Below are 14758 nucleotides of genomic sequence, written 5' to 3' on the forward strand. Positions count from 1 at the left end.
GGCGTCCTCACTCGCCGGCCGCCGCCGGACCACCGGCCTCCGCCCCGCCACCGGCCACCCCCGAACCACCGGACAGCGCCGGACCACCGGACACCGCCGGTGCGGCGGAGAGCCGGTACCCGAAGCCGCGCACGGTCTGCACCAGGCTCCCCGCCCGCCCCAGCTTGCCGCGCAGAGTGGCCACATGGACATCGAGAGTGCGTGACATACCGTCGTACGTCGTCTGCCACACCTCCACCACGATCCGGTCGCGGGGCACCGCGGCACCGCCCGCGCGGGCCAGCAGGGCGAGAACCTCGAACTCCTTGCGGGTCAGGGAGATACTCCGCCCGTCCACGGTGACCGCGCGCCGCCCGAGGTCGACCTCCAGACCGTCGACAGCGACGAGTCTGTCCTCATGGCCGCGCTGGCTCACGCTGCGCCGGAGCACCGCTTCGATACGGGCCAGCAGCTCCGCGGTGCCGAAGGGTTTCACCACGTAGTCGTCGGCGCCGCTGCGCAGCCCCCGCACCCGGTCGGGCTCGTCTCCCCTCGCGGTCACCGCGATCACCGGGACCCCGCCGCGGGCGCGCAGTTCGCGGCACACCTCGATGCCGTCCCGGTCGGGCAGGCCCAGATCGAGCAGCACGAGATCGACCGCGGGTGCGGCCAGGGCGTCGGCCGCGTTGGCGGCACGCCGCACCTCGTATCCGTGGCGCCGGAGTGCGCTGGTGAGGGCGTCGGCGACCCGGTTGTCGTCCTCGACGAGAAGTATCCGCACACGGCCTCCCGGTTGGTGGAAATCCGGCGGGCACTGGGCCCGGCGGCAGGGGTGCCGAGGGAGGGCGCAGGTCACTGCCGGTGCGATGAGCGTAGAAGTGACCACCGTCACTGAACCCTAAACCTACGTTAAGTCCTCGGGCGTGCCCTGTTGCCCGCATGTAAACAGCTGCCACGGTCTGGGACACCACGAACCGCCTAGTCCCAGGAGAAGCCGCGATGAGCATGGCAACGGTGCCGCCCGAGCCGAGGCAGCGATCAGCCGAGGATCTCGTGGCCGAGTTCGAGCAGGAGCGGCCGGCCCGGAAACTCTCCCCCGGGGTCTCCGCGGCCGTGGCCGTGGTGTGCGCCGCGCTGTCGGTCTTCGTGCTGTACGCGGTCTTCTTTCCAGTGGCCAAGGGCACCCAGTACTACCTGACCCTCTTCCTCGCGGGGACGCTGCCGCTGATCTTCCTGACCCACCGCGGGACAGTGCGGGTACCGGCGCTGCTGCTGCCCTGGCGACGCGGTGACCGTGCCACCGCCCCTGCCGGGTCGGACAAGGCGGCCGTCCGCCACGACGACCCCGGGTGGCTCGACTGGCTGCTCGCCGCGGCGGCACTCGCCGTGTGCCTGTATCCGCTGCTGGAGTTCGACGCCTTCATCGAGCGGCGCCAGCTGCCGACCTCGCTGGACACAGCTGCGGGCCTCGCCATGATCGTGCTGGTCCTGGAGGCATGCCGGCGCACCACCGGCTGGGTCCTGCCGGCCTTCTGCGCGAGCTTCCTGGTGTACGCGTACTACGGCGGGATGCTGCCGTACGAGTGGTCGCTGGCGCACGGCGGCTTCGACATCGACGCTATCGCCGCCCACTACTTCATGGGCACCGACGGGGTCTACGGCGTGCCGCTGAACGTGGCCGGCACCTATATCGTCCTGTTCACCATCTTCGGCGCCGTCCTCGACATATCCGGTGCGGGCAAGTTCTTCATCGACCTGTCCTTCGCGGCCTTCCGCGGCTCCCGCAGCGCGCCCGGACGCACGGTGACCGCCGCCGGCTTCCTGCTCGGCACGGTCTCCGGTTCCGGCACCGCGACCGCGGTCAGCCTGGGCTCGGTCGCCTGGCCCGTCCTGCGCCGGGCCGGGTACAGCAAGGAGCAGGGCGGCGGCGTGCTCGCGGCCGCCGGGATCGGCGCGATCCTGTCCCCGCCCACCCTGGGCGCCGCGGCGTTCATCATCGCCGAGTACCTGCGGGAGAGTTACCTCACCGTCCTGCTGTACGCGCTGGTGCCCACGCTCCTGTACTACCTGGGCATCCTCCTCGCCGTCGAGATCGACGCCCGCAAACACCACACGCAGCCGGTCGTGGACGACGAGCCCACCTCGGCACTGCGACTGCTCGGCCGGTTCGGCTACCACTTCCTCTCCCTCTTCATGATCGTCGGCTTCATGGCTATGGGACTGCCCCCGTTCAAGGCAGTCGTCTACGCGACGGCCCTGCAGTTCCTGCTGTCGTTCCTCGACCCGAAGCACCGGATGACGCCCCGACGGCTGTACCAAGCCCTCGCCGAGGGCAGCAAGTCGGTCCTCCCGGTCGTCGCCACCTGCGCCGCGGCGGGCATGATCGTCGCCGTCGTCACCCAGACCGGCCTCGGCCTGAACCTGGCCTCGGTCATCGTCGACGCGGCCGGGGTCTTCGGCGACAACCCGACCGTGACGCTGGTCCTGACCGTGCTCTTCGCCGCGGCGGCGGTGTCGATCCTCGGGCTCGCGGTCCCGGTCACCGCCTCCTTCATCATCGCCGCGGTGATCATCGCGCCCGCCCTGCTCGAACTGGGAGTCGCCACCCACGAGGCGTACATGTTCATCTTCTACTACGCGGTGCTCTCCGAGGTGAGCCCGCCGACGGCCATGGCGGCGGCCGCCTCCGCCGCCATCACCGGCGGCAACCCGATGCGCACCATGGTCGCGACCTGGAAGTACTCGCTGCCCGCGTTCCTCGTGCCGTTCGCCTTCGTGCTCACCGACAACGGCACCCATCTGCTCGGCACGGGCGGCCTGTGGGGCGTCCTGTGGACCACCGCGGTATCCGCCCTCGCCGTGGCCGCACTGGCCGCGGCCACCGGGGGCCGGCTGCTCGGCCCGGCGGGCCCGGCGGAGCGTGCGCTGTGCGCGGCCGCCGCCCTGTGCCTGCTGTACCTCGAACCCGTGGCGATCACCGCGGGTTGCTCAGCCCTCGTACTCGCCCTTGGCGTGCATCTCGTACGCCGTCGGCAGTCCACCCTCTCGGGTTCCACCACCGGTGAGAACCCCGAGGCGGACACCATCACGGAAGGACAGCTCTCCTCTTGACCTCCCTCTCCGCCGTGAACAGCGGAGATTCCTTCCCTCACGGGTCGAGCTTTCTGCTTCGCAGCCCGCTGCCGCCTGGGGTCACCAGCGAAGGGACGGTGTGCCGTCCACGGTCTTACACAAGCTCCACAGACCTGACTTCCCGCCGGCCCGGCGGTAGACCCGGCGACTTGGTTATCGCCGCCGGGTGCGACACAGCGCAGTGCATCCCGGACGCTCCGCGTCCGGCGATATTCGCATGCATTTCTCCCCCGGCGTGAAAGTCCGGGGTTCCACTCAAGGAGTTTCGATGAAGCACCAGATGCGCACCCTGCGCCTCACCGCCGCCGCTCTCGCGGTAGGTCTGTTCGCCACCGCCTGCGGTGGCGGGAAGCAGACCGAGAACACCGCCGCCGACAGCGGCGGGAAGGGAGGCCGACTCACCATCGCAACCGGCCCCACCACCGGCGTCTACTACCAGATCGGCGGCGGCCTCGCGGAGCTGATCTCCGACAACCTCGACGGCTACCGGGCCACCGCCACCACCACCGGCGCGTCCGTGCAGAACATCCAGGGCCTCGGGGCCGGGACCTACAACCTCGCCTTCTCCCTGCTGGACACCGCCGGCGACGCCGTCGAGGGCAAGGAGTCGTTCTCCTCCCCCCAGGACATCGAGGCACTGACCCGGCTGTACCCGAACTACACCCAGGTGCTGGTCCGCTCCGATTCGGGGATCGACTCCATCAAGGACATGAAGGGCAAGCGGATCTCCACCGGGGCCCCCGGTTCCGGCACGGAAGTGATCGCCAACCGGCTGCTGAAGGCGGCGGGGCTGGACCCCGCCAAGGACATCTCCGCCGACCGCCTGGGCCTCCCGGAAACCGTGGACGCCATGAAGGACGGCACGATCGACGCGCTGTTCTGGTCCGGCGGACTGCCCAGCGGCGGCATCACGGACCTCAGCACCAGCCTCAAGAAAGAGGTCCGCTTCCTGGACGTGACACCACAGCTGTCCGCTCTGAACCAGGAGTACGGCGATGTCTACATGACGGCCCCCATCCCCAAGTCCGTATACAACCAGCCCAAGGACGTGCCCACAATCGTGGTACCGAACGTGCTGCTGGTGAAGAAGGGCTTCGACCCGGATCTCGCCGCCGAGATCGTCAACCTCATCTACGAGAAGAAGAGCGACCTGGAGAAGGTGAACGCGGCCGCGGCCGAGATCGAACTCGACATGGCTGAGATCGTCGCCCCCGTCCCGCTGAACCCCGGCGCGGAGAAGGCGCTGAAGGCCCTCGCCCAGAAGTCCTGAGCCAGGCAAGAGGCAGGTGGCCGGTCCGTCCCGAAAAGGACCGGCCACGCATCACAGACAGATCAACCTCTATCCGGCGCGGGCGCACCAACTCGCGCAAACGACAAGCCATACGGCCCGTCCCGGGAACCGCTGCCAGCCCCTCCTTCATATGCCTGCTGCCTCACGCCCGCCGGCCGTGTCCGCGGTGTCGCCGCCCGGTCTGCACCGGGAGCGCACCGGCAAGGATGATCATGGTGCACACCCACAGAGAACCCCTGTGCCGCGGCTTCACCCTCAGCGCGGGGGACGAGACCGTTCCCACGGCGCGTCGGCTCGTCCTGTCGACGGTCCGCGACTGGGGTCTGCCGCTTCCGGACGAGACGCTGGATGACCTGGCGCTGCTCTCCAGCGAGGTGATCGCCAACGCGCTGCAGCACGCCACCGGCCCGTACAGCGCCGTCGTGAGCTGGACGAGGGCCCGACTGCGGGTGGAGGTGGCCGACACGGCTCGCCCTTTCCCGACCTCGCATGGTGACGGGCCGTACGCCGAAAGCGGTCGCGGCCTGTTGCTGGTCGCGGCCCTGGCGGCCGATTGGGGCAGTACGCCCACGGCCACGGGAAAGACCGTTTGGTTCGAGGTAGCACCCCACGCGCCCACAAGCCATCTCGACCGGCTGGCGTCGTGACAAGCGGCGCCGGAGACCCCCGGTCTCCGTATTCACTCCGACTGCATGGGAAAGACATGATCTTGAGGACATTCGGCTGGTCGCTCGCCGTCACGGCGGCCGGCCTTGCCTTCGCCGCGTGGCAATGGGGCTGGGAGGCGTTCGGGATCGTACTGATCCTGTCGATCCTCGAGATCTCGCTGTCTTTCGACAACGCCGTCGTCAACGCCGGGATCCTGAAGAAGATGAACGCCTTCTGGCAGCGCATCTTCCTCACCCTAGGCATTCTGATCGCGGTGTTCGGCATGCGGCTGGTGTTCCCGGTCGTGATCGTCGCCATCAGCGCGAAGGTCGGCCCCATCGAGGCGGTGCAGCTCGCCCTCGACGACCCGAACCGCTACGAGGACCTGGTCACCGACGCCCACCCGGCGATCGCCGCCTTCGGCGGCATGTTCCTGCTGATGATCTTCCTGGATTTCATCCTCGAGGACCGGGACATCAAGTGGCTGGCCTGGCTGGAACGCCCGCTCGCCAAACTCGGCAAGGTCGACATGCTCTCGGTGTGTGTCGCGCTGATCGTGCTGCTGGCCACCGCGATGACCTTCGCCACCCACGCCCACGTCAGCACAGGCCACGCGGACAAGTCCGCCACCGTGCTGCTCTCCGGCGTCGCCGGACTGGTCACCTACCTCATCGTGGGCGGCCTGTCAGGGTATTTCGAGGACAAACTCGAAGAGGAGGAGGAGCACGAACACGAGGAGGAGGAGAAGGCCAGGGCCGAGGGCCAGCCGGTCTCGGCGGTCGCCCTGGCCGGCAAGGCGGCGTTCTTCCTCTTCCTGTACCTGGAAGTGCTGGACGCGTCCTTCTCCTTCGACGGGGTGATCGGCGCCTTCGCCATCACCAACCACATCTTCTGGATGGCCCTCGGCCTGGGCATCGGCGCGATGTACGTGCGTTCGCTGACGGTCTACCTGGTCCGCGAGGGCACCCTGGACGACTACGTCTACCTGGAGCACGGCGCCCACTACGCGATCGGCGCGCTCGCCGCGATCCTACTGGTGACGATCCAGCACGAGATCAGTGAGATCATCACCGGCCTGGTCGGCGTGTTCCTGATCGCGGCCTCCTTCCTGTCCTCCGTACGCCGCAACAAGACACTCCAGGCGGCAGAGGGAACAGCCGCGGCCTCGGGCGAGAAGACCGAGGTCTCGTCCGGGGCCTGACGAGCCGACGAACCCTCGTGGCCGTTCCACCACAGCGGGCCGCCCGGGGAGCGGCCTCCCGCCCTGCGCTTCTGCCCGCTCGACCAAGCCGTCGCTGCACGCTCCGCCCATCGCATGGGGCGAATTGACGAACGGCGCGCAGCACACTCGCGGTTGACGGGCGTTCACCCCGGAACCTGCTCCCTTACGTGCTGGAGGATTTGCCTTTGGTCTCAGCTCTGCTTACGAGTTACCGGCCAGTTAACAAGCCTGTGGATGGGCGCCTCCGGGCCCGGAGGTCGATGTGAGTTCCGCGCAGTCCCTTCTTGAAAGCCGCCCCGTTTCCGTGGCGCACCTCTTCCTCTCAAGAGTCCGGGCCACACCCGACCTGGAGGCTTACCGCTACCCCGCGCCTGTCGACGACGGCGCTTCTTCCGGCACCGAGCAGCGGCACTCGCTTACCTGGGCGCAGATTCTCGACGTGGAGCACGGGGAGCTCACCCCGAGCCTCAAGGTCAAGCGGCCTGTCGTGGAGCGCGAGTACACCGAGGCCATCGAGGCGATGTACGAGGGTTCGCGCGAGACGTGACCTCCCTTTGTCCGGTACGGCACTTCCCACAGCCGTACCGGACCGGCGCCCACCGGGGCAGCCACAGCGCGCCGGGACACTGGACCGTGCGAGGGACTTGCCCGGGCGAACCGCCCGCCCGGAGTTGGCAGGCGCGACGCCGCTCTGCTTCTTCAGCAGTGGAGGTCATCAGCCGCACAACACCCGGTCCGGCCTGCTCCGCCAATCATCTGACAGCCCATCAGAACGAGCGTCACGAACGTCGTTTCAGCGTCAGGATATCGCCCGTAACGCCCACACCGCGCATCATGCACACGCACAAAACCCCAGGTCAGGAACCCTTCGCGGCAGGTTCCAGAATGGCCACGCATTCCACATGATGCGCCATCGGAAAGATGTCGCCCTGATCAGGCAGTGGAAAAACCCAGGTCAGAGCACCTTTCTCGGCTCGCCGCCCAGCGTGAGGGCGCCCAGAGCGTCAAACGAGCGTCACGGCCGACAGCCCGTCCCGCCTTACTCGGGGCAGACCGAGCTGCTACGACCAGTTCCCCAGCAGGCTCCGTCCCGCTCACTCCAGACGCCAGCTGGCTCATCATGACCCGCGCCACTTCTCCGGCCGCCATAATGGACTCATGCCCTCCAGCCCACAGCACCCCGCACCCACACCGAGCGACCTCTCGGGCGCGGACGCCGAGGACCTCGCACTGTACCGGGAGAAGTTCCGGCGGCGTCTGCCGGAGTCGCTGGACGAGTTGCACGGCCCGACCCAGGGGATCGTGGATCTGCCGCTACACATGGCTTGGTCGGGGATGACCTCGTACGACATGAGCAAGCCCCGCCAGCGCATGGGCCTGTACCGCACCGTCCTGCACGAGGGCCTGCGCGACGACCTGCCCCGCTACCTCAACCAGGACTTGCTCCTCCAGCTGTGGCCGGTGCTGCGCACCCTCGTCGGTCGCACCGTGCGCGCCGTATGGGAAGACGCATTCCCCCAGCTCGCCTCCCGCACCCGGGCAGCCGCGTGACAGACATGCCGGAGCTGCACGCGCGGCTCCTGGCGGATGTGATCGCGCTCGGCTCGCCATATCCCCTGGTCCTCACCGGCGGATATGCCGTACGGGCGCACCGCCTCGTGAACCGCCCCAGCCAGGACCTTGATGTCGCCACCGAGAACCCGGCACCCATGGCCGATATCGCCGCCACGCTCCGGGCCGGCCTGGAAGCCCGTGGCTGGAAGGTACACGCGCTGGAGACCGCTCCGCTGTCCGCCCGCTTCACCGTGGCTGACCCAGCCACCGGGCAGGAGTGCGAAGTCGACATCCTCAAGGAGATCTTCTGGCGGCCGGTCGCCCAGAGCCCGTACGGGCCCGTCCTCGCGGAGGAGGACGTGATCGGAACCAAGGTCCGCGCCCTCGCCGACCGCGGAGCGCCCCGCGACCTGATCGACGTGTTCGCGGCCTCCCACCGCTGGACCAGAGCGTTCTGCGGCGACCCTGTCGATAATCTCGCTGAGGAACGTGCCGGTGCCCATGGCGGGGTCGACAATCGTCACCTGCTCGTCCGCGAAGCCCTCCACGCAGCCCAGGCGGGTGCGCAGGACGGCGTCGGTGAAGCGGACCATCTCCTCACCAGACGGGGCGGGGTGTAGTACGTGCCGGAGCGTTTACGCAGCTCGCGGTCGTATTCCTGGAGGAAATCCTCGTAAAGATGAACGTGGGCGTCGGGCGTCCGGGCTCGGATCGCCTCCCAGTCGACGGCGTCGATGACCTGCACGAGCGTGTCGATGCGGCGGGCGAACTCGATGTCCACCGTCTCCGTCAGCAACTGCAGGGCTCGCCCCATCACCGTGTTCTCGGCCTTCAACTCACGTGCAACGTCAACGAAGTTACGGCCGGCGAGCGGTACGTTCTCGATACGGCCCAGCAGCAGGGCGAAGGCGATCGTCTGGGTGTAGCGGTCGGCGAAGAGGTGGTCGGGGTCTTGTCCATCGGTTGAGGGGAAGAGCACCTTGCTCCAGTGGTGCGCCAAGGCGGTGAAAGGCTTGGTGGCCCGCCGCCGGCTGCGAGGACCGTCTGGCGTTCTGCGTTCGAGGGCGAGCTGCTCCAGCACCTCCTCTCGCAGGTACTGGCACAGCGGAGCGATAGACGACACCAACTGGCCGACGGTGGTGATGCGTTGGGGCTGCCACCCGAGAAATTCCCGCAGCAGATCCCGAAACGCCGCTCCGTCGGCTTCGCTGGTACGCAACCGACTGCCGGACCGGTACAGATCACCTTCGAGCCGAACCGTGCGGAGAGGCCGCAAACCGCCTCGGTACAGGCACCAGGTGTGACCATTGCTGTACAGCACGTTGGGCAGCCGGCGCATCAGCTCCCACTGCTCCCGGTCCCGCTTCGTGAAGCCGTCGGGCGTGACGTCGTGCCCAGGCGCCTTCAGTTCCAGGAAGCCGGTAATGCGCCCCGATGTCTCCACCGCGTAGTCCGGACGCACACGGGCCTCGGGCAAGGGATACTCAGGATGAAGGCGAGGACTCAGCCTCCAGCGCGCCCCGAATGTCTCCACCAGCTTCGCCACCGGCAGGCTGATGGACGCCTCCGTGTCGCTGACCCGCAGACGCTCCCTGCACTCGGATCCAAAGTCCGCCACGAGAGCCCGTATCCACTGCTCCGGCATGTTGTCCCCCTCCAAGCTGTGGACGCGGACGGTGGATCACCGCAGACACAGCTTGTTGGAGGCGAAAGGACCGGCTCAGTGCGCACAGGGGGCGCGTGAGGGGCACAGACGGCGCGTTCCGTGACCGCTGGGAAAACAGGGGCGAATGTTGGTCGTATCGATGTTGTCCTGCGCGACTTCCTCGACGAACGGGCCGGCAATGGAGACGAGCGTCATCCGAGCGTCAAAATTTTACTTTCCGCATCGCCACGTCGCCCGCGAGACCAGCGCCAGCCCTTGAAGCTGCAGCTCAGACCGTTCTGCACAAGCGAACCTCAGCCGACGCATTCCGCGAGCGAAAACAAGTCGAATCGACCACCTGGAAATACAAAGCAGCAGGTCAGGTGCCCTTCTCGGCGCGTTCAAGAATAGCCACGCACTCCACGTGCGACGTCATCGGAAAGATGTCGACCTGATCGAGTTTCGGAAAAGGCCAGGTCAGGGACCATTTCTCGGCTCGCCGCGCCGCGTGCGGGCGCCCAGAGCGTCAAACGAGCGTCATGGCCTCAAGTCCGTCTTTCCTGTTCGGGCCGGAACAGGCTGCCACCACCAGCTCGCCCGGCAAGGGTCCGCCGCGGCTCGCTCAGCATGACCCGCGGTTCTTCTCCACACCCGCGCCTAGGGACGCGTGATCTCCGTCGGCCCGGCCTTGGGCACGGAGAACCCGAAGCAAACGTCGACCCCGGACTCGTACACCGTCCTCTCGCCGGACGCCAAGGGCGTCGGCACGGTGATCAACGACCCGGACCCGGTCTACGACGACTGCTCCGACAAGGACCCCACCAGCACCAGCGCCCTCGCGGCGATGCAGGGCAAGAACATCGGTGACCTGCTCAACGCCAAGGGCGTGAGCCGGTGCTGGTTCCAGGGCGGCTTCCGGCCCAGCACCGCGTGGGACGGCAAGAGCGGCGACTCGCCAAAGGCGGCGGCACCACGCACACCAACGTCGGCGGCGCCCCGGTGGTCGACTACAGCCCGCACCACTCGCCGTTCCAGTACTACAAGTCCACCTCCAACCCGCACCACTACGCGCAGACGGAGCCATCCACCTCCACACACGCGCCCCGTACCCGGCGTACGTGCAGGACCTCAAGGCGCAGAACGTCGCCGACAGCAGCTCCACCGCACCGGCCCTGCCGATCGCCGTCGGCGCCGGTCTGCTGACAACCGGCACGATGACCACCGTGTTCGCGCTGCGCCGCCGCAGGACGCGTGCGGGAACCCCGACGGCGGCCGTGGAGGCGCCGGCCTCTCTCCGGCCAACACCCGACGGTCCCGGCCAGGTACAGGACAGGCCGGGACCGTCTCCCTTTGCTCGTCCTACTCCTCTTGCTCGTCCTACTCGTCGGCGATCCAGTGCTCGAATGCCGTCAGGTGCCTCTCGGAGGCGGCGAGCAGGTTGGTGTGCACCTGGCGCGCGTCCGGGGCGGTGAGTCCGGACAGCGCCTTGGTCAGTGCGGCGATGTCGTCGGTCTCGACCGTACGGCCCGCCTTCAGGACTCCGGACAGGCTGTCCTCGCCCTGCTTCAGAAGCCGGTCGTAGGTGGCCTGCACGGCGGGATCGGTGAACTCACCGGCCGGCTTGCCGGCGGTCGGGTCGGTGACGTCGTAGCGGTCCAGCAGGGTGCGCACTGTGGTCAGGTGCTGGGTCTCGGCCGCCGCGATCCGCTCGAAGACCCGCACGTCGTAGCGTTCGGCGAACGCCGTGTAGAGGTCGTGCGCGAGCTTCTCCTCCTCGGCCATGCCCGCCAGCGTGGCCTTCTGAACGGCCGTCAGGGTGCCCTGTTCGGCCAGGGCGGCCCCTCGCACGTTCCGTCGTGCTGCCGGAGGCGGTAGCGGCATCGGCTTGGCCGTGGTCAAGGAGCTGGTCACCGCCCACGGCGGCACGGTCACGGCGGACTCCGGACCGGGCGGCGGGACGCGCTTGACCCTCCGGCTGCCCAGGGCCGCACCCCACGGATCACGGCTCGTTCCCGGCCCCGGCGCCGAGCCGCGACTTGCCTCCCGGGCAAATACCCCCATGGGTATTTGACGCTCCCCTCCGGGCCGCCGTACTCTCGCCGGTGAGATACCCCCAGGGGTAATTGAGGAGGCAACGAAGTGGCTCGTGAAGTGACACAGGAAGCGTTCGCGGCGGCCTGGGCCGACGGCGCATTCGTGGTCGACGTCCGGGAAGCGGACGAGTACGCCGCCGGACACATGCCCGGCGCCCGACTGATGGCGCTGCGCACCGTGCCAGCTCGATGCGGCGAACTGCCCACCGACCGGCCGGTGTTCGTGATCTGCGCCAGCGGCAACCGCAGCAGGACCGCCGCCGACTGGATGAACTCCCGCGGCATCGACGCCTACTCCGTGGCCGGCGGCACTTTCGCCTGGGCCCGCGCCGGACGTCCGGTCACGGCCGGTTCGCACGAGCACGCCGCCTGACCCCGGTCCGCCCCCCGCACACCGGCCAGTTGGGAAGGAGCACCGCCTTGGCCACCACCCCCTCACCCACCGACGCCCCGATCTCCGGCCGCCACCGCGTCGCCGTCATCGGCGGCGGCAGCGCCGGCATCAGCGTCGCCGCCCGCCTGCGCCGCGCCGGCATCAGCGACATCACGTTGGCCGAACCGTCCGACACCCACTGGTACCAGCCTCTGTGGACCCTGGTCGGCGGCGGCCAGGCACCCCTGCGCACCACCCGCCGCCCCGAAGCGTCCGTCATCCCCGACGGCGTGCGCTGGATCCGCCGGCGCGCCCAGGCCGTCGACCCCGAAGCCCGCACGGTGGCTCTGTCCGGCGGCGCCGAACTCACCTACGAGTACCTGGTGATGGCGCCCGGCCTGCAGCTCGACTGGGACGGCGTGCCGGGTCTGGCCGAGGCCGTCGGCCACGACCGGGTGAGCAGCAACTACGCGCCCGAGTACGCCCCGCGCACCTGGGACCTGATCAGGCAGATGCGCTCAGGCACCGCGGTCTTCACCCACCCGGCGAGCCCGCTGAAGTGCGGCGGAGCCCCGCAGAAGATCGCCTACCTGGCCGCCGACCACTGGCGCAAGCGGAAGGTTCTTGACGACATCCGCGTCATCCTCGTCATCCCGGACCCGGCGATGTTCAAGGTGCCCGCCTGGTCACAGGTCCTGGAGAAGGTGGCCGCCCGCTACGGCATCGAGGTGCGGCTGCGCTCCGAGATGACCGCCGTCGACGGCGACGCCCGCACTGTGACAGTCACCGACCACGCGAACGGCACCAAGGAGACCATCGGCTACGACCTCCTGCACGCCGTCCCGCCGCAGAGCGCCCCCGCCTGGATCAAGACAGGCCCGCTCGCCGACCCCGCGAGCCCCCAGGGCTTCGTCGCCGCGGACAAGCACACACTCCAACACCCGCACCACGACAACGTCTTCGCGCTCGGCGACGTGGCGAACCTGCCCACTTCCAAGACCGGCGCGGCCGTGCGCAAGCAGGCGCCGGTCGTGGCGGCCAACCTGCTCGACGTCATGAACGGCCACTCCCCCTCACACCGGTACGACGGCTACACCTCCTGCCCGCTGGTGACCGCCCGCGACCGGATGCTGCTCGCCGAGTTCGACTACGACCTGAACCCCACCCCGTCGTTCCCGCTGCTCGATCCCTTCAAGGAGCGGCGCACGATGTGGCTGTTCAAGCGGTACGGCCTGCCGCCGGTGTACTGGCACGGCATGCTCACCGGCCGCCTCTGACCGGTCGGCCCGGGACATCCCTCGACCCGGGCCGACCACCATCCCGCCCTTCGACAAGGGCGGACCAGACCCTTTCATATACCCCCAGGGGTAATGCAACCCTTCCGACACGGAGGTCACCCGAAGATGTTCTTCGCCCAGTACTACCTCGACTGCCTCTCCCAGGCGTCCTACATGATCGCCGACGAGACCACCGGCAAGGCGGTCGTCGTCGACCCCCGCCGCGACGTCTCCGAGTACCTCGCTGACGCCGCCGAGCACGGTTTCACCATCGAGGCGGTCATCAACACCCACTTCCACGCCGACTTCCTCGCCGGCCACCTGGAACTCGCCGACCGCACCGGCGCCTGGATCGGCTACGGACAGCGTGCCGAGGCCGAGTACCCCATCCGCAAGCTGACCGACGGCGAACGCATCAGCCTCGGCGACGTCCAACTGCAGATCCTCGAAACCCCCGGCCACACACCGGAGTCGATCAGTGTGCTGGTCCGCGAGCACGCGGAGGACGCCGTAGCCTACGGCGTCCTGACGGGGGACGCGCTGTTCATCGGCGACGTGGGCCGGCCCGACCTGCTCGCCTCGATCGGCGTCACCGCCGACGAACTCGGCCGGATGCTCTACGACACCGTCCAGAACAAACTGATGTCCCTCCCGGATGCCGCAAGGGTCTTCCCCGCCCACGGCGCCGGATCCGCCTGCGGCAAGAACCTCTCCACCCAGCGCCAGTCCACCATCGGCGAGCAGCGTGCCACCAACTACGCCTGCCGGCCCATGAGCGAGGCGAAATTCGTCGAGCTGGTCACCGAGGGACAGCCTTCCGCGCCCGCCTACTTCGTCTACGACGCCATCCTCAACCGCAAGGAACACGGTCTGTTCGACACGGCCGCCGCGCCGCGACCACTGTCCGTCGAGGAGTTCATGGAGCGGCGGGCGGCCGGAGCGATCGTGGTGGACGCGCGATCACCTCAGGACTTCGCGCCGGGGCACCTGAGCGGCTCGGTCAACGTGCCCGCCGACGGACGCTTCGCCGAGCAGGCCGGCATGGTCGTCGCCCCCGAGCAGGACGTCGTCGTCATCGCCCCGCAGGACCGCGAGGAGGAGATCGTCACCCGGCTCGCCCGCATCGGCTTCGACAGGGTCGGCGGCTATCTCCGCGAGCCCGAGGGTGCCTTCCCCGCACTGGCCGACGAGATGGAGCAGGCCAGCCGTCTGACCGCCGCCGAACTGCGCCGCCTGCTCGACGGGGACGAACCCCCGCTGGTGCTGGACGTACGCAACACCGGCGAGCGCGAAGAGGGCTTCATCGAGGGTTCGTTGCACATCCCGCTGGCCGAACTCGCCCGGCGCGCCGACGAGATCCCGGCCGACCGCCCCTTGGTCGTGCACTGCGCGGGCGGTCACCGCTCCTCCATCGCCGCCAGCCTGCTGCGCCACCAGGGCCGCACCGATGTCTCCGACCTGCTCGGCGGCTACGGCGCCTGGCTCGCCCTGCCCGCACCGGCCGACGTCTGATCCACACCGCTCCCGGGCGGCGACCGAAACCG

13 protein-coding genes and 2 pseudogenes are annotated in these 14758 nt (G+C 68.8%); 12 read left to right on the forward strand and 3 right to left on the reverse strand.

From position 1 onward, the window contains the following. Positions 1 to 7: 7 nt before the first annotated feature. Positions 8 to 760 (reverse strand): response regulator transcription factor, encoded by a 753-nt coding sequence (locus ABD357_RS00735; RefSeq protein WP_344386752.1) that lies wholly within the window; start codon positions 758 to 760, stop codon positions 8 to 10. A gap of 218 nt (positions 761 to 978) precedes the next feature. Between ABD357_RS00735 and ABD357_RS00740 the strand changes: the two genes are divergently transcribed. From ABD357_RS00740 to ABD357_RS00770, 7 genes and pseudogenes are all read left to right on the forward strand, one after another. Continuing rightward, on the forward strand, positions 979 to 3090 hold the full coding sequence (locus tag ABD357_RS00740; protein WP_344386754.1) for a TRAP transporter permease: 2112 nt from the start codon (positions 979 to 981) through the stop codon (positions 3088 to 3090). Between the two features lie 289 nt (positions 3091 to 3379). Next, complete coding sequence (locus tag ABD357_RS00745; protein WP_344386756.1) at positions 3380 to 4381, forward strand: TAXI family TRAP transporter solute-binding subunit; 1002 nt, start codon at positions 3380 to 3382, stop codon at positions 4379 to 4381. Positions 4382 to 4614: 233 nt separating this feature from the next. Continuing rightward, positions 4615 to 5049, forward strand: a complete 435-nt coding sequence (locus ABD357_RS00750; protein WP_344386758.1) for an ATP-binding protein — start codon at positions 4615 to 4617, stop codon at positions 5047 to 5049. 56 nt (positions 5050 to 5105) lie between these two features. Then, positions 5106 to 6251, forward strand: coding sequence for a DUF475 domain-containing protein (locus ABD357_RS00755; RefSeq protein ID WP_344386759.1), 1146 nt, complete (start codon positions 5106 to 5108; stop codon positions 6249 to 6251). Positions 6252 to 6534: 283 nt separating this feature from the next. After that, a complete protein-coding gene (locus ABD357_RS00760) occupies positions 6535 to 6819 on the forward strand; it encodes a hypothetical protein (protein ID WP_344386761.1) in 285 nt (94 codons plus the stop codon). 611 nt (positions 6820 to 7430) lie between these two features. Beyond that, positions 7431 to 7823 carry a hypothetical protein gene (locus ABD357_RS00765; protein ID WP_344386763.1) on the forward strand — a complete coding sequence of 131 codons (393 nt, stop codon included), beginning with the start codon at positions 7431 to 7433 and terminating at the stop codon, positions 7821 to 7823. A gap of 5 nt (positions 7824 to 7828) precedes the next feature. Continuing rightward, positions 7829 to 8278, forward strand: a pseudogene (locus ABD357_RS00770) (nucleotidyl transferase AbiEii/AbiGii toxin family protein); the annotation flags it as partial. A 68-nt stretch (positions 8279 to 8346) separates the two neighbouring features. On the opposite strand, the gene ABD357_RS00775 reads toward ABD357_RS00770, so the two are convergent. After that, entirely contained in the window at positions 8347 to 9303 is a 957-nt protein-coding gene (locus ABD357_RS00775; protein ID WP_344386766.1) for a hypothetical protein, read from the reverse strand. Positions 9304 to 10138: 835 nt separating this feature from the next. On the opposite strand from ABD357_RS00775, the pseudogene ABD357_RS00780 reads away from it, so the two are divergent. Further along, a pseudogene (locus ABD357_RS00780) lies at positions 10139 to 10578 on the forward strand (phospholipase); the annotation flags it as partial. Between the two features lie 270 nt (positions 10579 to 10848). Here the strand turns inward: ABD357_RS00780 and ABD357_RS00785 are convergent. Beyond that, the gene (locus ABD357_RS00785) at positions 10849 to 11403 is read right to left on the reverse strand and encodes a DUF2202 domain-containing protein (RefSeq protein ID WP_344386767.1); all 555 of its coding nucleotides are present in this window, start codon (positions 11401 to 11403) and stop codon (positions 10849 to 10851) included. On the opposite strand from ABD357_RS00785, the gene ABD357_RS00790 reads away from it, so the two are divergent. The 4 genes from ABD357_RS00790 to ABD357_RS00805 all read left to right on the forward strand — a co-directional run bounded on the left by ABD357_RS00790 (position 11363) and on the right by ABD357_RS00805 (position 14726). Continuing rightward, complete coding sequence (locus ABD357_RS00790) at positions 11363 to 11542, forward strand: hypothetical protein (RefSeq protein WP_344386769.1); 180 nt, start codon at positions 11363 to 11365, stop codon at positions 11540 to 11542. The genes ABD357_RS00785 and ABD357_RS00790 overlap by 41 nt on opposite strands. A 68-nt stretch (positions 11543 to 11610) precedes the next feature. Beyond that, positions 11611 to 11937, forward strand: a complete 327-nt coding sequence (locus tag ABD357_RS00795) for a rhodanese-like domain-containing protein (protein WP_344386770.1) — start codon at positions 11611 to 11613, stop codon at positions 11935 to 11937. Positions 11938 to 11984: 47 nt separating this feature from the next. Continuing rightward, complete coding sequence (locus tag ABD357_RS00800) at positions 11985 to 13214, forward strand: NAD(P)/FAD-dependent oxidoreductase (protein ID WP_344386772.1); 1230 nt, start codon at positions 11985 to 11987, stop codon at positions 13212 to 13214. 126 nt (positions 13215 to 13340) lie between these two features. Then, complete coding sequence (locus ABD357_RS00805) at positions 13341 to 14726, forward strand: MBL fold metallo-hydrolase (protein ID WP_344386774.1); 1386 nt, start codon at positions 13341 to 13343, stop codon at positions 14724 to 14726. Positions 14727 to 14758 lie beyond the last annotated feature (32 nt).

The sequence above is a fragment of the Streptomyces vastus genome (assembly GCF_039532825.1).
Classification (GTDB): domain Bacteria; phylum Actinomycetota; class Actinomycetes; order Streptomycetales; family Streptomycetaceae; genus Streptomyces; species Streptomyces vastus.